General features: G+C 74.8%; 13 protein-coding genes. 6 read left to right on the forward strand and 7 right to left on the reverse strand.

The features are described 5' to 3' along the window. The first annotated feature begins 110 nt into the window (after nucleotides 1–110). Entirely contained in the window at nucleotides 111–542 is a 432-nt protein-coding gene (locus tag IEY96_RS23920; protein ID WP_189197041.1) for a DUF6069 family protein, read from the forward strand. Nucleotides 543–665: 123 nt separating this feature from the next. Here the strand turns inward: IEY96_RS23920 and IEY96_RS23925 are convergent, their stop codons facing one another. Both IEY96_RS23925 and IEY96_RS23930 read right to left on the reverse strand, forming a co-directional pair. Then, nucleotides 666–1,490 (reverse strand): ArsR/SmtB family transcription factor, encoded by an 825-nt coding sequence (locus IEY96_RS23925; RefSeq protein ID WP_189197042.1) that lies wholly within the window; start codon nucleotides 1,488–1,490, stop codon nucleotides 666–668. 179 nt (nucleotides 1,491–1,669) lie between these two features. Then, nucleotides 1,670–2,524 (reverse strand): helix-turn-helix transcriptional regulator, encoded by an 855-nt coding sequence (locus tag IEY96_RS23930; protein WP_229791842.1) that lies wholly within the window; start codon nucleotides 2,522–2,524, stop codon nucleotides 1,670–1,672. 127 nt (nucleotides 2,525–2,651) lie between these two features. Here IEY96_RS23930 and IEY96_RS23935 point away from each other — a divergent pair, with 127 nt between their 5' ends. After that, a complete protein-coding gene (locus IEY96_RS23935) occupies nucleotides 2,652–4,343 on the forward strand; it encodes an AMP-binding protein (protein WP_189197043.1) in 1,692 nt (563 codons plus the stop codon). Beyond that, on the forward strand, nucleotides 4,340–5,947 hold the full coding sequence (locus IEY96_RS23940; RefSeq protein ID WP_189197044.1) for an AMP-binding protein: 1,608 nt from the start codon (nucleotides 4,340–4,342) through the stop codon (nucleotides 5,945–5,947). Before IEY96_RS23935 ends, IEY96_RS23940 begins: the two co-directional genes overlap by 4 nt. 28 nt (nucleotides 5,948–5,975) lie before the next feature. On the opposite strand, the gene IEY96_RS23945 is transcribed toward IEY96_RS23940, so the two are convergent. Together IEY96_RS23945 and IEY96_RS23950 are read right to left on the reverse strand one after the other, a co-directional pair. After that, nucleotides 5,976–7,316 carry a nicotinate phosphoribosyltransferase gene (locus IEY96_RS23945; RefSeq protein ID WP_189197045.1) on the reverse strand — a complete coding sequence of 447 codons (1,341 nt, stop codon included), beginning with the start codon at nucleotides 7,314–7,316 and terminating at the stop codon, nucleotides 5,976–5,978. A gap of 103 nt (nucleotides 7,317–7,419) precedes the next feature. Beyond that, nucleotides 7,420–7,941: a pyridoxamine 5'-phosphate oxidase family protein gene (locus IEY96_RS23950; protein WP_189197046.1), complete on the reverse strand. Its 522-nt coding sequence runs from the start codon at nucleotides 7,939–7,941 to the stop codon at nucleotides 7,420–7,422. A gap of 127 nt (nucleotides 7,942–8,068) precedes the next feature. Here IEY96_RS23950 and IEY96_RS23955 point away from each other — a divergent pair, with 127 nt between their 5' ends. After that, nucleotides 8,069–9,019: a hypothetical protein gene (locus IEY96_RS23955; RefSeq protein ID WP_189197047.1), complete on the forward strand. Its 951-nt coding sequence runs from the start codon at nucleotides 8,069–8,071 to the stop codon at nucleotides 9,017–9,019. Nucleotides 9,020–9,081: 62 nt separating this feature from the next. Next, nucleotides 9,082–10,347, forward strand: coding sequence for an MFS transporter (locus IEY96_RS23960; RefSeq protein WP_229791843.1), 1,266 nt, complete (start codon nucleotides 9,082–9,084; stop codon nucleotides 10,345–10,347). Between the two features lie 13 nt (nucleotides 10,348–10,360). Here the strand turns inward: IEY96_RS23960 and IEY96_RS23965 are convergent, their stop codons facing one another. Beyond that, a complete protein-coding gene (locus tag IEY96_RS23965) occupies nucleotides 10,361–11,428 on the reverse strand; it encodes a Gfo/Idh/MocA family protein (protein ID WP_189197048.1) in 1,068 nt (355 codons plus the stop codon). Between the two features lie 91 nt (nucleotides 11,429–11,519). Here IEY96_RS23965 and IEY96_RS23970 point away from each other — a divergent pair, with 91 nt between their 5' ends. Continuing rightward, complete coding sequence (locus IEY96_RS23970) at nucleotides 11,520–12,779, forward strand: lycopene cyclase family protein (protein ID WP_189197097.1); 1,260 nt, start codon at nucleotides 11,520–11,522, stop codon at nucleotides 12,777–12,779. A 334-nt stretch (nucleotides 12,780–13,113) separates the two neighbouring features. Here IEY96_RS23970 and IEY96_RS23975 read toward each other — a convergent pair whose 3' ends face one another. Next, nucleotides 13,114–14,226, reverse strand: coding sequence for a serine hydrolase domain-containing protein (locus tag IEY96_RS23975; protein ID WP_189197049.1), 1,113 nt, complete (start codon nucleotides 14,224–14,226; stop codon nucleotides 13,114–13,116). A gap of 137 nt (nucleotides 14,227–14,363) precedes the next feature. Then, nucleotides 14,364–17,204 carry a CBM96 family carbohydrate-binding protein gene (locus IEY96_RS23980; RefSeq protein ID WP_189197050.1) on the reverse strand — a complete coding sequence of 947 codons (2,841 nt, stop codon included), beginning with the start codon at nucleotides 17,202–17,204 and terminating at the stop codon, nucleotides 14,364–14,366. Nucleotides 17,205–17,211: the final 7 nt, after the last annotated feature.

Consider the following 17,211-nt stretch of genomic DNA (forward strand, 5'->3'; position numbering starts at 1 on the left):
ACCTGGTCCCCGGGACGGAGCGGCGAACCGGTCCGCGGCGGGATCCCCGGACCTCCGGCGTGGGCCTAGTGTCCCCGGTGACCGATCTCGCTCGATGGAGGTATGCACCGATGGACACCACGACCACGCCCACTGTCTCCGCCGGCACCGTCACCCGTCCGGCGCGCCGCCGCGACCGCGCCCTGGCGGTACTCGCCGCCACCGCCGCCACCCTGGCAGTGTGGGTCGCCGCCGTCCCCGTTGCCGGGATGGACCTGGTCGCCCGCAACGGCGGGACCGAGCAGTCCGTGACCGCGGTCGCGGTCGCGGTCAGCACCCTGCTCGCCGGCCTGGCGGGGTGGGCGTTGCTGGCCCTGCTGGAGCGGTTCACCGCCCGGGCGCGGGCCGTCTGGACCGGCGTGGCCGGGGTAGCGCTGCTGCTGTCGTTGCTCGGCCCGGTCAGCCAGGGAGCGGGCACGGTGGCGATCCTGACGCTCGTCGCCCTGCACCTGGTGGCGGCCGCCGTGCTCGTCCCGCTGCTGCGGCGCACCGCCCGCCGTTGAGGTGCCGGGTCGGGGCTGTCGCCACGGGGTGGGCAGCGCCGACCCGACCTCCGCGCGCCAGCGCGGGCGGCTCAGCGGGCCCGGCGGTTGCGTGGGCCGGCTGGTTGAGCGGGCCGGGCGGGCTCACCCGGCCCGCACCGGCTCCGGCAGCGGCTGGCCGGTCTCCAGCAGGCTCTTGAGGCTGGCCAGCAGCTCCGGCCAGCCGCCGCTGCCGTCGAGCTGGCCGCTGATCGCCCGGTGCATCTCGCTGTCCGGGGAGAAGTCGTCGTGGGTCACCGTCAGCCGCACCGTCTCGCCGTGCGGGGTGAGGTCGAAGGTGACCTTCGAGCGGCGCTCGCCGAGCCGGGCGGCCAACTCCTCGTCGGACCAGCCGAAGTGCGCGGCGTGCTCGGGCTGGAAGCCGTGCCAGGTGTACGCGAGCCGCCGGTAGGGCTCGGCCTCCAGCACCCGCTGCCCGAGGTCCTTCGGCTCGGCGTCCGGGGAGTCCTGCCAGAGCAGGGGCGAGCCGGGCCGCCAGTCGGAGACCAGGGTGACGCCGCCCCAGTAGCGGCGGGTGAACTCGGGCGCGGTGAGCGCGCTCCAGAGCCGCTCCGGGGTGGTGCGGATGTAGGTGGTGTAGACGAACGTCGGGCCCTCCATGGGCTGCCCCTCCAATGCTGCCTGCAGGTCGGCGAGGGCCTGCGCCCTGGCCCGGTCGTACCGGCCGATCCACCGGTCGGCCACGGCGTTGATCGGGGCGGCGTTGAGGTGGTGCAGTTTCTCCCGCCCGCGCCGCGTGGTGGTCACCAGCCCGGCCGCCTCCAGCAGCGCGAGGTGCTTGCTCACCGACTGTCGGGTCATGTCGAGCCCGGCGCACAGCTCGCGCAGGCTCTGTCCGTTGCGGACGTTCAGACGGTCGAGGAGCCGGCGGCGGCTGGCGTCGGCCAACGCCCGGAACACCTCGTCCACTCGTCCTCCCTCCGGACAGGCAACCCCATGGCTGCCTGTACCGAGGATAAGCAGCCGCGCGGTTGCCTGTCCAGCCGAAGCCGATGACCTCGAAGCTAGCCTCCTAGGATGCTCTAGGCGGTGTGCGGGCCGGCACGACGGCGAAGCGCCGACTCCCGCGAGGTGGAACCGGGGAAGCGCTAGGGAAGGAGGCCGGCGCGGCGGGCGGCCACCACGACCTCGAGCCGGGTGTGTGCGCCGAGCTTGCGCATGGCCGAGCGCAGGTAACTCTTCACCGTCTCGGGGCGCAGCCCGAGCTGCCCGGCCACGTCCGCGTTCGTGCAGCCCAGGGCGACGCAGGCCAGCACGTCGGTCTCCCGGGGCGTCAGGGCCACGGCGGCCGGCGGCCCGGGCCGGCGTGCCGCGCCGGCGAGCCGGTCGGCGACGGCGTCGAGGCGGTCGCGCAGCTCGGGGTCGGCGATCCGGTTCAGCAGGCCGCGCAGCTCGGCGTGCGCCTGGCGGACCTGCTCCCACTCCGGCCCGGTCGGGTCCGGGTGGGCCGGCACGGTCGGCAGCGCGGCCAGCGCCGTCCGGGCGGCGTCCCGGTCCGCGAGGCGGCGTTCCAGGTCCCGCCCGGCGTCGGCGGCGGCGGCGACCAGCCGGTCGCACAGGGGCAGGCGCTGGCGTACCGCGCCGTAGAGGACCGCGCGGACCTCGCGGCGCACCACCACCGGCACGGCGAGCACCGAGCGCAGTCCCTCGGCGGAGACCGGGGCGTCGTACTCGTGGCTGATCGAGCGGGCCACCGGGTAGTCGTCGACCCGCAGCGGCAGCCCGAGGGCGAGCGCCTTGCCGCCGAGCCCGGCGCCCGCGTGGATGGCGAGGCCGCGCAGCGCGGTCGTGCTGGTGCCGGCCAGCTCGGTGATGGTCATCCGGGGCGGGCCGCCCGGCGCGACGAGCCCGCCGAAGGCGACCGGCAGGCCGGTGCCCCGGCGCAGGGTCAGCAGGCCGCGCCGGACCTCGTCGGCGTCGTCGCGCGGGTAGAGCGTCACCACCTGGCCACCTCCCCGCCGGCACCCCCGTCCGGGGGTGGTGAGACCTGCGTCACCCGATCGAGGATCAGGGTACTGCGCGCGGCGCCGTCCCCTCCGGCCGCGCGCCCGGGACAGGAAGGACACCCCCATGGCCACCGCCGGCACCGAAGCCTTCCGCGAGGCGCGCGACTTCCTGCTCGCGCACCGGACGGACCACGAGACCGCGTACGAGAAGTTCCGCTGGCCCCGGCTGGACGAGTTCAACTGGGCGCTGGACTGGTTCGACGTGCTCGCCGAGGGCAACGACGACACCGCGCTGCGGATCGTCGAGGCGGACGGGGGTGAGGGGAGCTGGTCGTACGCCGAGCTGTCCCGCCGCTCGAACCGGGTGGCGAACTGGCTGCGCGCCCGCGGCGTCCGGGCCGGGGACCGGCTCATCCTCATGCTCGGCAACCAGCTCGAACTCTGGGAGACCATCCTCGCCGCGATCAAGCTGCGCGCGGTGATCATCCCGGCCACGCCGCTGCTCGGCCCGGCCGATCTGGCCGACCGCCTGGCGCGCGGCGCGGCCCGGCACGTGGTGGTCGGTGCGGAGCACGCCGGCAAGTTCGCCGAGGTGGCCGGCGACTACACCCGGATCGCGGTCGGCGCCCCGGTCGACGGCTGGCACGACTACGCCGAGGCGTACGGCGCGGACGAGGTGTTCACCCCGGACGGGCCGACCCGGGCCGGCGACCCGCTGCTGCTCTACTTCACCTCCGGCACCACGGCCCGGCCGAAGCTGGTCGAGCACACCCACGCCTCCTACCCCGTGGGACACCTGTCCACCATGTACTGGATCGGGCTGCGCCCCGGCGACGTGCACCTGAACATCTCCTCACCCGGCTGGGCGAAGCACGCCTGGAGCAACGTGTTCGCGCCGTGGAACGCCGGAGCCACGGTGTTCGTCTACAACTACTCGCGCTTCGATCCGGCCGGGCTGATGGCCGCCATGGACCGGTGCGGGGTGACCAGCTTCTGCGCGCCGCCGACGGTGTGGCGGATGCTGATCCAGGCCGACCTGACCCAGCTCGCCCGCCCGCCGCGCAGCGTGGTCGGCGCGGGGGAGCCGCTGAACCCCGAGGTGATCGAGCAGGTCGAGGCGGCCTGGGGGGTCACCGTCCGGGACGGGTACGGGCAGACCGAGACCACCGCGCAGATCGGCAACCCGCCCGGCGCGCCGGTGAAGCCGGGCTCGATGGGGCGTCCGCTGCCCGGCTACGTGGTGCGCCTGGTCGACCCGGTCACCGGGGAGGTGGGCGACGACGGTGAGGTCTGCCTGGACCTGGCGCACCGGCCGACCGCGCTCATGGTCGGCTACCACGGCGACGAGGAGTTGACCGCCACGGCGATGCGCGACGGCTGGTACCACACCGGCGACATCGCCTCCCGGGACGCCGACGGCTACCTCACCTACGTGGGGCGCACCGACGACGTGTTCAAGGCGTCGGACTACCGGGTGTCGCCTTTCGAACTGGAGAGCGTGCTGCTGGAGCACGAGGCGGTGGCCGAGGCGGCCGTGGTGCCGTCACCGGACCCGGTGCGGCTGGCCGTGCCGAAGGCGTACGTGGTGCTCGCGCCCGGCTGGGCGCCGGGGCCGGAGGCCGCGGCGGCGCTGTTCGCGCACTCGAGGGACCGGCTGGCCCCGTACCTGCGGGTGCGGCGGTTGGAGTTCGCCGACCTGCCGAAGACCATCTCCGGCAAGATCCGCCGGACCGAGTTGCGCGCCGCCGAGCGCGACAAGCACGGTGACGCACAGGCGCGGCCGGCCGGCGAGTACCGCGAGGAGGACTTCCGATGAGCCTGCCCTCCTACGCCAGCGGGATCTCCGACGCGCCGCTGCTCGGCGACACCATCGGCGCGAACCTGGCCCGCGCCGTGGCGGCGTACCCGGACCGGGAGGCCCTGGTCGACTGCCCGAGCGGCCGGCGCTGGACGTACGCCGAACTCGGCCGCGCGGTGGATGAGCTGGCCCGCGGCCTGCTGGCGGCCGGGGTGGCGAAGGGTGACCGGGTCGGCATCTGGGCGCCGAACTGCGCGGAGTGGGTCCTCGTGCAGTACGCCACCGCCACGATCGGCGCGATCATGGTGAACATCAACCCGGCCTACCGGCGGCACGAGCTGGAGTACGTGCTGAACCAGTCGGGGGTGAGCCTGCTGGTCTCCTCGCCCGGCTACCGGAGCAGCGACTACCGGGGCATGGTCGCCGAGGTCCGCGGCGCCTGCCCGGCGCTGGGCACGGTGGTCTGGCTCGGCGAGTCGAGCTGGGACGACCTGGTGGCCGGCGGGGCGGCGGTGCCGGTCGAGCGGCTGGCCGCGCGGGCGGCGGAGCTGAGCTGCGACGACCCGATCAACATCCAGTACACGTCGGGGACCACGGGGTTCCCGAAGGGCGCGACGCTGTCGCACCACAACATCCTCAACAACGGCTACTTCGTGGGGGAGCTGGTCCGCTACACCGAGCGGGACCGGATCTGCCTGCCGGTGCCGTTCTACCACTGCTTCGGCATGGTGATGGGCAACCTGGCGGCCACCAGCCACGGCGCCTGCGTGATCATCCCGGCGCCGACCTTCGACCCGGCCGCGACGCTGCGGGCGGTCGCCGCCGAGCGGGCCACCTCGCTGTACGGGGTGCCGACCATGTTCATCGCCGAGCTGGCCCTGCCGGACTTCGCCGACTACGACCTGTCCAGCCTGCGTACCGGCATCATGGCCGGCTCGCCGTGCCCGGTGGAGGTGATGAAGCGGGTCATCGACGGGATGCACATGGCCGAGGTGGCGATCTGCTACGGCATGACGGAGACCTCGCCGGTGTCCACGCAGACCCGGCCCGACGACGACCTGGACCGACGGACCGCCACGGTGGGGCGGGTGCTGCCGCACGTCGAGGTGAAGGTGGTCGACCCGGCGACCGGGGTGACGGTGCCGCGGGGCGAGCCGGGGGAGCTGTGCACCCGGGGCTACTCGGTGATGCTCGGCTACTGGGACGAGCCGGAGCGGACCGCCGAGGCGATCGACCCGGCGCGCTGGATGCACACCGGCGACCTGGCGGTGATGCGGGAGGACGGCTACCTGACCATCGTCGGCCGGATCAAGGACATGATCATCCGGGGTGGGGAGAACGTCTACCCGCGCGAGATCGAGGAGTTCCTCTACCGGCACCCGAAGATCTCCGACGTGCAGGTGGTCGGCGTCCCCGACGAGCGCTATGGCGAGGAGATCCTGGCCTGCGTGATCCTGCGCGACGGGCACGACACGCTCACCGTCGAGGAGGTCGCCGAGTTCTGCCGGGACCGGCTGGCGCACTTCAAGATCCCGCGGCACGTACGGGTGATGGACGCCTTCCCCATGACGGTCAGCGGCAAGGTGCGCAAGGTCGAGCTGCGCCAGGCGGGCCCCGCCTGACCGTCACTCCCCGGACCGTCACTGATGGTCATTCCGCCTGGCCGCGCCCGAGCCGCGCGGCCACCCGCTCGTGCAGCGCCGCCAGCGCCGGGCTGACCGTCGCGGTCGGCGGCGTCGGATCGGCCAGCCGGCGGGCCGGCTCCGGTAGCCAGGCGAGATCGGCGTCGAAGCGGCCACGGGCGGCGCGAACCGCTTCCGCGGGGTCGGCGGGGTCGAGCCGGCGGCCACCGCGCATGACCGGCACCAGCAGCGGCTCCCGGCCAGCCGGTGGTGGCTCGTCGCGCAACCCCACCACGTCCCCCGCCGCGCCGGTCGGATCACGGAAGACCTGCTTGGCGGCGGGCAGCGTGGCCTTGCCGGGGGACAGCTTCAGCACCGGCCGGTCGCCGTAGGCCACGAGCTTGTAGGCGCTGTCCAGCGACGGCGCGTCGTACGAGACGCCCATCTTGGTGCCCACGCCGTACCCGTCGATCGGTGCGCCCTGTGCCACGAGCCCCGCGATGACGTTCTCGTCGAGGCTGCCGCTGGCGATGATCCGGGCCTGCCGCAGCCCGGCGTCGTCGAGGATCGCCCGGGCCTGCCGGGCCAGCGCCCCGAGGTCGCCGGAGTCGAGCCGTACGCCGACCGGGCCGGTCAGGCCCAGTTCGGTGACGACATCGACGGCGGCCCGGACTCCCGCCGGCGTGTCGTAGGTGTCGACCAGGAAGATCGGGTTCGTGGGAAAGTCGGCGGCGAACGCGCGGAACGCCGCCCGCTCGTCGGGGAACGCCTCCACGTACGAGTGGGCCATCGTCCCGGACGGGGAGATCCCGTACCGCATGGCGGCCTCGACGTCGCTGGTCGCGGCGAAGCCGGCGATGGCCGACGCCCGCGCCACCCCTGCGCCGGCCTCGATGCCGTGGGTGCGGCGGAACGCGAAGTCGATCAGCTGCGCGCCGCCGGCGGCGAGCCGGCAGCGGGCCGCCTTGGTGGCCACCGTGGTGTGGAAGGTGATCAGATTCAGCACGCCCGTCTCCACCAGCTGCGCCTCCGCGATCGGCGCGGTGACCTCCAGCAGCGGCTCGTCGGCGAAGACCACGCGACCCTCCGGCACGGCCCACACGTCCCCGGTGAACCGCAGCCCGGCCAGCGCCGCCAGGGCCGGCTCGTCGAACCCGACGACGTCCCGCAGGTAGCCCAGCTCGGCGTCGTCGAAGGCGAAGCCCTCCAGGAACGCCAGCGCCTCGGCCAGCCCGGCGGCGACCAGGAAGCCGCGCCGGTGCGGCAGCCGGCGGACGAAGAGGCTGAACGTGGCGTGCTCCGTCATGTCCCGGCGCAGGTAGCTGGCCGCCATCCGCAGCTCGTACAGGTCGGTACGCAGTCCCGTCATGCCACCTCCTCCACCACGTCACCCACTGTGATCCGTCCGGGTGCGAGGCGTACGGGAAATGGGAGATCCGCCCTGGGCGGCGCCCGCCCGGCGTCCCAGCGGCTCAGCGGGGGCCGGCGGCCCGCCAGAACTGGCGCGGCGCGTAGCCCTCGCGGCGCAGCCAGTGTTCGGTGTAGACGATCCGCTCGGCCGGCACCACCACGAGCGGCCCGGTCGGCGGCTCGTCCAGCGACCGGGAGCGCTCCACGTGGTCGGACTGCCACCGGTACGCGGGCCAGTGGTGGTCGAAGTCCGGGTCGCCGGGGTGCAGCACCCGCGCCCGGCCGAAGACCTGCGCGCCCCGGCTGCTGGCCTGGCCGACCAGCGGCGCGAAGATCCCGACCGAGACGCGGGGGTCGGCGGCGAGGTTGCGCATCTTCGGTGAGTCGGCCACCGCGGTGAACATCAGGGTGAAGTCCAGGTGGAAGTAGCGCACCGGGGTGGCCAGCGGGCCACCCGGGCCGGTGGTGGCCAGCACGCACATGTTCTGCGTGGAGAACAGGTTGAGGATGCGCTCCTGCAGGCGGTCGCGGTCGAGGCGGGCGGTGGGGGAGGGGCCGGCGAGCCAGGGGTTCGTGAGGGGCATGCGAGATGATCCCATCCGGCCGTCCGATAAGGGGTCGCGGGTCTGGCCGCCGAGCGGCCATCCTGACCCCATGTCCCCCCACCGCACCGGAACCCGAACGGCCCGCCGCGCTCCAGGCGGTAGCCGGATGACCTGCCGGTTGGCCCGGTCGCCGCTGCCGACCGCGCCAGGAGGCGGTTGGGACGGACTGGCCCTGGAGGTGGAGACGCCGGTGCGTCCCGGTCTGCGCGTGGAAGTGGCGGGCGCCCGGCGGTTCCTGATCCGCCAGACCGACCGGGTCGTCCTGCTGGCGCGACAACATCCCTGGCATCACGGCGTCCACTACGTCCGGGCCGGGGGCTACCGCTCGCCGGTCCCACCGATCAGCGCCGCCCAAGCCCGCCGGGTCGGGGACACCGGAGGCGGCGGGGACCGAGCAGCCCGCTGGGCCCACCGGTTCGTCAGCTGGCTCGCCGAGGCCGAGGACGGGCCGTTGCACCGGGGGCCGTGGACGCTCACCCCCGGCATGCCGCACTGGGCGGTCCCGGGCCACTGGCCGCGGCTGCCGGTGGTCGATCCGGACCGCGGCCACATCACCTGGTTCGGCTACGGCCACCCCGTCGAGGACCAGCGGGACATCCTCCCGCTACGGCGCCTCGCCCCGCCGGACAGTGCCCGGGTGCGGGCGTGGCGCCGGCAGGTCCGCGAGGGGACCCTGCCGCCCGTGCTGCTCTGGTGGGTCAGCGGCCTCCAGACGCTGCTGGTCCTCGACGGCCACGACCGGATCGTCGCCGCGCTGGCCGAGGGGACCCGACCGCCGGTGCTGGTTCTGGCACCTCCTGTCGACCCCGCGCTGGTCGCCGCCGGGGAACGACGGGAGCTGCGCGCGTACTCCGAGCGGATGGCCGCCCTCGCGGGCCGCAACGATGTCGCGCCCGCTCGCCTGGCCGCCACCTCGCAGCAGTTCGCCGCCGCACTGCGAGACGCGGCACGCGAGCTGGGCCGTAACCGTGCCTGGCCGCTGCCCGGCGGTGGGGGAGCATGGGAGCGGCTCGCGGCGGACCTCGCCCCCGGCTGGCCCCCCACCGAAGACCAGTGAGCTGGTCCGACCGGCGGTAACCCGGTCGGCACGGCGTCCGATCCCTGGTAGGTTGCCTCGCCGTGACGGGGACGACGGGGGATCGGCTCGACGGGCGGTTCGCCCGGCTCTGGACCGCGAGCACCATGTCGGCGCTGGGCAGCGGCATGGCCACGGTGGCCGCCCCGCTCTACGTCGCCTCGCGTACCGACGACCCGCTGACCGTCTCGGCCGGCGCCGCGGTGGCCTGGCTGCCCTGGCTGCTGTTCGCGCTGCCCGGCGGGGTGCTGGTGGACCGCGTCGACCGGCGCCGGCTGATGGTGGTCATCGACTGGCTGCGGGTGGCCGTGCTGGCCGTGCTGGCCGCCGCGATGGTCACCGACCGGGCCGGGGTGCCGCTGCTCTATGCGGTGCTGTTCGTGGTCAACACCGGCGAGGTGGTGTTCCGCACCGCCGCCCAGGCGGTCGTGCCCGCCGTGGTGCCCCGGTCCCGCCTGGAACGGGCCAACGGGTGGCTCGGCGGCGGCACCCAGATCATGCAGAACATGGTCGCCGGCCCGCTCGGCGGCTTCCTCTTCGTGGTGGCCGCCGCCATCCCGTTCACCGTCAACGCCGGCACGTACGCGCTCAGCGCCGTCCTCGTCGGCCTGCTCGCCGGGTCGTACCGGGGCTCGCCCGGGGCGGGCGGGCGCCGCTCGGTGCGCGCGGAGGTCGCCGAGGGGTTCCGCTGGCTGCTGTCCCAGCGGCTGCTGCGCACCATGACCCTGCTCATCGGGCTGCTCAACGTCACCCTGACCGCCGCGCTCGCCGTGCTGGTGCTGCTCGCCACCGACCGGCTCGGCCTCGGCTCGGTCGGCTACGGCGCGCTGTTCACCTGCATGGCCGTGGGCGGGCTGCTCGGCTCGGCGGTCGGCGACCGGCTGGTCGCCACCATCACCGCGACGTGGACCGTCCGGGTGGGTCTGCTCATCGAGGCCGGCCTGCACCTGGCCCTGGCCGCCTCGCGCAGCGCCGTGGTGGTCGGGCTGGCGCTGTTCGCCTTCGGGGTGCACGGCGCGCTGTGGAACATGGTCGCCAACTCGCTGCGCCAGCGGCTCACCCCGCCCGCGCTGATGGGCCGGGTGGGCAGCACCACCCTGTTCATCGCGGCGGGCGGCAACTGCGTGGGCGCGCTGCTCGGCGGCCTGGTCGCCGACCGGTACGGGATCACCGCGCCCTACTGGGTGGGGTTCGTGGTGGCGGTCGCGGTGATCGCCGCGACGTGGCGGGTGTTCGACCGGGCCACCGTGGCGGCCGCGTACGCCGATCCGGCCCCGGACGGCCGGGAGACCCCGGCGACCGTCGCCTGAGCGGGGCCCGGGCTCAGCGCAGCGGCGGCACCGGAAGGGTGACGCCCTGCACCGCCGCCTGGTGCGCCAGCTCGATCAGCTCGACCACGCCGACCGAGTCCGCCGGGTCCACCGGCAGTGGCGCGCCGTCCCGCAGCGCGGCCGCCAGCTGCGCGTAGAAGTCCTGGTAGCGGCCCGCCTCGGTGGGCACCGGCCGCAGCTCGCCGTCGGCGCCGAGCCGGCCGTACTCGTCGGGGTCGACCTCGCCCCAGCCCGGGGTGCCCGGCCGGCCGCCGTCGCGCAGCGCCGCCTCCTGCGGGTCCAGCCCGTACGTCGTGTAGGCGGCCCGGTCGCCGAGCACCCGGAATCGCGGGCCGAGCTGCGCGGTCACCGCGCTCATCCACAGGTGGGAGCGGACCCCGCCGGTGTGGGTGAGCGCCACGAACGCGTCGTCGTCGACCTCGGCGCCGGGCCGCCGCCGGTCCACCTCGGCGTAGACCCGCTGGACCGGGCCGAACAGCTGCACCGCCTGGTCGACCAGGTGGGCGCCGAGGTCGAACAGGGCGCCGCCGGCCTCGCCGGGCGCGGCGCTCTCCCGCCAGCCCGGCTTGATGGCCGGCCGCCACCGCTCGAACCGGGACTCGAAGCGGGTCACCCGGCCCAGCTCGCCGGCCTCGACCAGCCGGCGCACGGTCAGGAAGTCACCGTCCCAGCGGCGGTTCTGGAACGCCGTGAGCGGCACCCCGGCGGCGGCCGCCTCGGCGACCAGCGCCCGGCCCTCCGCGGCGGTCGGCGCGAGGGGCTTGTCCACCACCACGGGCAGTCCGGCCGCCACCGCGGCCCGGGCCATGGGCACGTGCTGCCGGTTCGGCGTGGCCACCACGACGAGGTCGAGGGTGTCGGCGGCCTGCCAGAGCTGGTCGGCGTCGTCGAGAATCCGGGCCTCCGGGTGCTCGGTGCGGACCTGCGCGCGGCGCTCCGGGTCGCGGGTGACCACCGCGTCCAGCCGGAGGCCGGGTGTGGCGGCGACCAGCGGGGCGTGGAACACCCGCCCGGCGATCCCGTACCCCAGCAGCCCCACCCGCAGCGGCGCCCGCCCCATGTCCGTCCCCCCGTCGTCGGTGATCCACCTGCGAATCTACGCGGCGCGGCCGGCGCGGCACGGCGGGTCCCGGACGGCGGCGGTTTCCGGGGTGTGGCAGCGTGGGCGGGTGCACGCAACCCCGGTCGAGGTCGACCTCGCGCTGGTGGGCGGCGGCGGGGCCGCCTCCCTGGTCCTGGCCGCCCTGGACCGGCACGACCTGACCGGCCTGCGGGTCGCCGTGGTCGATCCGGTGCACAAGCGTGGCCAGGACCGGACCTGGGCGTTCTGGGGCGCCCCGGGCGGCGACCTCGACCCGCTGCTGAGCGCGAGCTGGTCGGAGGTCGAGGTGGTCACGCCCGCCGGCCGCCGCGCTCTGCCGCTCACCCCGCTGCGGTACGCCATGCTCCGCTCCGGCCCGGTCTACGACCGGGCTGCCGCGGCCGAACGGCGGCTGGGCGCGGTGCGCGTCGGCGCGCCGGCCGGCGCGCTGGCCGACGACGGCGACCGGGTGACCGTGCACGACCCCGAGGGGCAGCCGCTGGTCCGGGCCGGCTGGGTGCTCGACTCCCGGCCCCGCCCGCCGGCCCGGCCGGGGCGGACCAGCTGGTTGCAGCACTTCCGCGGCTGGTGGCTGGCGGCCGACCGGCCCACGTTCGACCAGGGTCGGGCCGTGCTCATGGACTTCCGCACCCCACAGCCCGCCCGGGGCGTCTCCTTCGGCTACGTGCTGCCGGTCGACGACCGGTACGCCCTGGTCGAGTACACCGAGTTCGGTCCCGCCGTGCTCACCGACGCGGGGTACGACGCGGCGCTGCGCGGGTACGCCGGCCTGCTGGGCCTGGACCTGGGCGGGCTGCGGGTGCGCGAGGTGGAGAACGGGGTGATCCCGATGACCGACGGCCCGTTCGTGACCCGCCCCTCGCCGCGGGTGGTCCGGCTCGGCACGGCCGGCGGCGCCACCCGCCCGTCCACCGGGTTCACCTTCTCCGCGATGCTCCGCCAGGCCGAGCAGGTGGCCGGGGCCCTCGCGGCGGGCCGGCCGCCGGTGCCGGCGCCCGCGTACCCGGCGCGTCACCGGTGGATGGACGCGGTGGCGCTGCGCGCCCTGGACCGTGGGCACGTCGACGGGGTGGCGTTCTTCGAGCGGCTGTTCGACCGCAACCCGCCGGAGCGGGTGCTGCGCTTCCTCGACGGCGCCACCTCACCGGCCGAGGACCTGGCCGTGATGCGGTCCAGCCCGCTGCTGCCGATGACCGGCGCGGTGCTCGGCGACGCCGTCGACCGGCTGCGCGCCCGGGTGCGCCGCGGCCCGGCCCCCGCCCCCGTGCCGGAGGCCGGGCCGCCGGCCGCCGGTCAGGCCGGCTCGTAGCGGGCGATCACCACGCCGGTGGTCGTGGTGACGCTGTCGGTCAGCCGCAGCTCGCCCGGCTGGTCTGCGGCGGCCGAGCAGCAGCGCCCCGGTCGAGGCCATGCCCTCGCCCATCTTCCGCCCCATGACGGGGTCGTTGTAGGGCACCGCCCAGCCGCCCTGGGTGAAGCCGTCCCGGGGGTCCTCGTCGGGACGTCCGGGGGCCTGCATCACGCCGTCCAGGCTGACGTTCTCGGTGACGATGATCTTCCGCATGCCGCTCCCTCGGGGCGGGCCGGCCCGCTGCCGGCCCTCCACCCCTCACACGAGCGGCGACCGCCGTTCTCGACAGCGGTCAGCGGCCGAGTTCCGCGGCCACCCGGTCGCGGACCAGCACCCGCAGCCGCTCCATCGGGTCGCCGTCGCCGGCGCCGAGCCGGTTGCGGACCGCCGCCACGGTCAACCCCAGTCCCGGGTACGCGAACGCCAGGCTGCCGCCGCTGCCGGCGGTGCCGAACGAACCGTCCACGTCGACCGCGTAGCCGAGGCCGAAGGTCGTCTCCTGCCCGAACACCCACTCCTCGGCGTGGACCGCCGCCGCGGAGACCTCGCGGAGCCGTTCCGGTGAGATCAACCGCACCCCGTCGACGGGGCCGAGCAGCGCCGCGTACATCCGGGCGACCGCGCGGGCCGACATCGTGCCGACCGCCGGCACGTCGGCGCGCAGCACCTCGGGGCGGCTGCCGGTCGTGGCGTCCGGGCGGACGTGCGGCGGGGCCACCGCGTCGAAGTTCGGCAGGTTCGCGCTCGCGTACGTCAGGAGGGCGGACAGGCCGGCGTCCTCCAGCCGGGCAAGCCGGGGCAGGTCGGCCTCCGGCACGCCGAGGAACAGCTCGCCGGCCACCCCGAGCGGCCCGGCCACCTCCTCGGCCAGCACCTGCGACACCGGCTTGCCGGTGACCCGCCGCACCACCTCGCCGACCAGCCAGCCCCACGTCCAGGCGTGGTACGCCAGCCGCTCGCCGGGCGCCCAGAGCGGCTCGGCGTCGGCGAGCAGCCCGCACATCCGGTCCCAGTCGGCGAAGTCCGCCGGGGTGACGTCGGCGGGCAGGGTGGGCAGCCCGGCCGTGTGGGTGAGGGCGTGCCGCAGTGTGATGCCGTCCTTGCCGTGCCGGGCGAACTCCGGCCACACGTCGGCGATGCGCAGGTCGTAGTCGAGCCGCCCCCGCTCGGTCAGCGTGTGCACCACGGTGGCGGTGAGCCCCTTGCCGGTGGAGACGGCGTGCACCGGGGTGTCGGCGGTCAGCGGCCGGCCGGTGGTGGTGTCGGCCAGGCCGGCCTGCTCCTCGACGATCGGCGCCCCGTCCAGGTACGCGGCCACCTGCACGCCGGCCTCCCGGCCGGAGGTGACGAGGTCGTCGATCGCCGCGCGTACGTCGGCCCGTAGGCCGTCCCACCGTCCGTCCATGATCGGTGACCCTGCCAGACCGCCTCGCGGGTGTCGTGCGGTTTTCGGTCGCCGGTCGGCAGAGGGTGGCCGCGCCCGGAGCCCGCCCGGCGGGTTCGGCGACCGCCGGGGCGGGTTCATCCGGGTGGGCGCCCACCTCATGACGTCACGTCCAACAGCAGGAGCGGTGGAGTGTCGGACTCCCTGCTGCCGTAGCTGCTCGACGAGGCGCCGCTCGAGGTCAGGCCGACGGTGAACGTGCCGTTGCCGCTCACCACCGGGGTGATGTCGAGGGTGACCCAGGAGCCGCTGGTCGTCCGGCCGCTGGCCGCGACCGCGGTGCTGCCGATCGGGGGTGCGTTGTTCCAGGTGGTCTGGGTCTCCGACCAGGTGGAGTCGGCGACCGGTCGGACCACGAAGCCGCTGGACGAGCCGGCCGCGATCCAGATCTTCAGCCGTGCGCGGCGCACCACCCCGGTCTGCCCGGACACCGCGAACTTCAGGTAGGCGTTGGTGACCGGGTCGCCGTCGACCCGCAGAAGCGTGGCGGTCCCGTATTTGCTGGTGGGACTGGACGCCTTGACGTAGGTGTCCGCCACCGCCGTGATCGGGGTGACCGCCGGCGTGGTGACCGCGGCCGGCGCGCCCGGGCCTGACGAGTTCCCGGCGCCGTCGAAGGCGGAGACCGTGTACGAGTAGGACGTCTCCGACAGGGCGGTGGTGTCGGTGAAGGTCTGGCCCGTCGTGGTCGCGATGGCCGTGCCGTCGCGATAGACCCGGTACCCGGCCACGCCGGAGTCGTCGGTGGCGGCCCCCCACGACAGCTCGACCCGGTTCGGGCCGGCGGCCGCGGCCTGCAGGTCGGTGGGGAGCGTGGGTGGGTCGGCGTCCGGGGTGGTGACCGACACCGGCTCGCTCGGCCCGGACACGTTCCCCGCGCCGTCGACCGCCGCGACCAGGTACGTGTACGAGGTGCGGGCGGTGCCTACCGTCTCGTCGACGAACGTCTCGCCGGACGAGGTCTCCGCCAGCAGGCTGCCGTCGCGGAAGACCCGGTACCGTGCGGCGCCGACGTTGTCGGTGGCCGCGTCCCAGGCGAGGCCGACCGCGCCGGGCGCCACGCCGGTCACCCGCAGGTTCGTCGGGGCCGACGGCGCCAGCGTGTCGCGTACGGCGGTCACCGGGTTCGACTCGGCGCTGGTGTTCCCGGCGGCGTCCAGGGCGCGGACGCTCCAGGTGTGCGGTTCGTTCGCCGGCACGTCGCTGTCGGCGTACGTGGTGGCCGGCACGGTAGCCACCGGCGCGCCGTCCCGGAGCACCTCGTATCCGCTGACGCCGACGTTGTCGGCCGCCGCCGACCAGGTGAGGCTCACCCTTTCCGGCGACGTCACGGCGGCGAGCCCGGCCGGAGCGGTGGGCGGCGTGGTGTCCGGGCCGGGGACCGTCACGGCCACCGGTGCGCCGCGGTCGGACCGGTTCCCGGCCGCGTCGACCGCGTCGACGGTGTACTCGTGCCGGGTCGCCCCGGCGACGGCGGTGTCCGTCCAGGTGGTCGCGGTGGCAGGCAGGTCGGCCACGGCGGCGCCGTCGCGGTGGACGCGGTAGCCGGTCACGCCGTAGTTGTCGGTCGCCGCGGTCCAGCTGAGATTCACCGACGGGATCGGGGTCGGGTTCGCGGTCAGGCTGGTGGGTGCGGTCGGGGCGATGCCGTCCGCGCCCTTGCAGGAGACGGTCGACGAGTCGACCAGGGTCGTTCCCCCGGCCCCGGCCGCGTGGTAGCGCAGGTCAGCGCGGTTGCCGAAGAGTTCCATCCGCATCGCGCCGTAGCTCTTGTTCGTCTTGACCACCCGGGCGTCCGAGCTCAGGAAGCCCTGACTCGAGTGGCCGCCGCCGCCCACCACCAGTTCGACGATGCCGTCGGCGGCGGGCACGCCGCCCGCGCCCATCGGCGTCCAGCGCTGGTAGTTGTGATCGTGTGCGCTGAGCAGCAGCGTGACGTGATGCGCCGCCATGAGGTCCCACATGGCCTGCATCCGCGGCGCGGGGTCCTCCGAGCCGATGCTGAACAGCGGGTGGTGCCAGAACACCATCGTGCACGGGCTGCGGTTGGCGGCGAGGTCCGCCGCCAACCACTCGTACTGGGGCGTGCCCGGGGCGACCCGGTTGTAGTTGCTGGTCGAGTCGATGGCGACGAAGTGCCATCCGTTGGCGTCGTAGCTGTAGTAGTGCGGGATGTTGTCCCAGAAGTGGAAGTAGCCGTCCGCCCTGTTGCCGGTGTACTCGTGGTTACCGACGACCGGGGTGGTGACGCCGCGCAGTCGCCCGAAGAAGGCGTCGGCGCCGCCGTACCAGTTCTTGAACTCGGTGAGCGTGCCCTCGTCGTAGACGTCGCCCAGGTACAGGAACAGGTCCGGGTCCCATCCGACGAGCGAGTTGGTGACGTTCACCGCGTTGGTCTCGCCGCCGGCGCCGTCGCCGACAGCGGCCACGACGAAGGGTTCCTGGGGACCGCGCGCGCGAATCGGTGGAACCGACCACTGCCGGGTGTTCTCCGGGGCGGTGGCGTTGCCGTTGGCGAAGGTGACCGTGGTGAGGGTTTCCGGGCCGGCGTATCCGTCGCGCATCTTCGCCGCGACGCCGAGCACGTGTTCGCCGTCGGCGAAGTCGGCCGAGGAGAGGGCGAACTGGTGCGGCGACTGGAAGTCCGTGAGCAGGTACTGCCCGTCCAGGGACCATTCGATCTTCGCGACGCCGGGGCTGGTGCCGGCCGTCACGTTGACGGTCGCCGTGACGACGGCGTCGCCCACGATGGTGCTGCCGTTGGGTGGTTGGGTGACGCAGACCAGCACGGTGTAGGCCCCGCTCGGCGGGCTCGACGTACGGCAGGTGGGGGAGGCGCTCTCGGCGGGGCCGCTGAGGGTCAGGGTCAGCCCGGCGGCGACAAACACGGCGACGACTGTCACGGCGGCCCGGGGCCGGGTCGCTCTGCGAAGATTCATCGAAGTC

The organism is Micromonospora fulviviridis, assembly GCF_014648395.1.
GTDB lineage: Bacteria > Actinomycetota > Actinomycetes > Mycobacteriales > Micromonosporaceae > Micromonospora > Micromonospora fulviviridis.

Bases quoted from the DNA above. Each gene is read 5' to 3' on its own strand.
- IEY96_RS23955 (WP_189197047.1), top strand. From the start codon at position 8,069: ATGACCTGCCGGTTGGCCCGGTCGCCGCTGCCGACCGCGCCAGGAGGC.
- IEY96_RS23940 (WP_189197044.1), top strand. From the start codon at position 4,340: ATGAGCCTGCCCTCCTACGCCAGCGGGATCTCCGACGCGCCGCTGCTC.
- IEY96_RS23920 (WP_189197041.1), top strand. From the start codon at position 111: ATGGACACCACGACCACGCCCACTGTCTCCGCCGGCACCGTCACCCGT.
- IEY96_RS23945 (WP_189197045.1), bottom strand. From the start codon at position 7,316: ATGACGGGACTGCGTACCGACCTGTACGAGCTGCGGATGGCGGCCAGC.
- IEY96_RS23980 (WP_189197050.1), bottom strand. From the start codon at position 17,204: ATGAATCTTCGCAGAGCGACCCGGCCCCGGGCCGCCGTGACAGTCGTC.
- IEY96_RS23935 (WP_189197043.1), top strand. From the start codon at position 2,652: ATGGCCACCGCCGGCACCGAAGCCTTCCGCGAGGCGCGCGACTTCCTG.
- IEY96_RS23965 (WP_189197048.1), bottom strand. From the start codon at position 11,428: ATGGGGCGGGCGCCGCTGCGGGTGGGGCTGCTGGGGTACGGGATCGCC.
- IEY96_RS23950 (WP_189197046.1), bottom strand. From the start codon at position 7,941: ATGCCCCTCACGAACCCCTGGCTCGCCGGCCCCTCCCCCACCGCCCGC.
- IEY96_RS23975 (WP_189197049.1), bottom strand. From the start codon at position 14,226: ATGGACGGACGGTGGGACGGCCTACGGGCCGACGTACGCGCGGCGATC.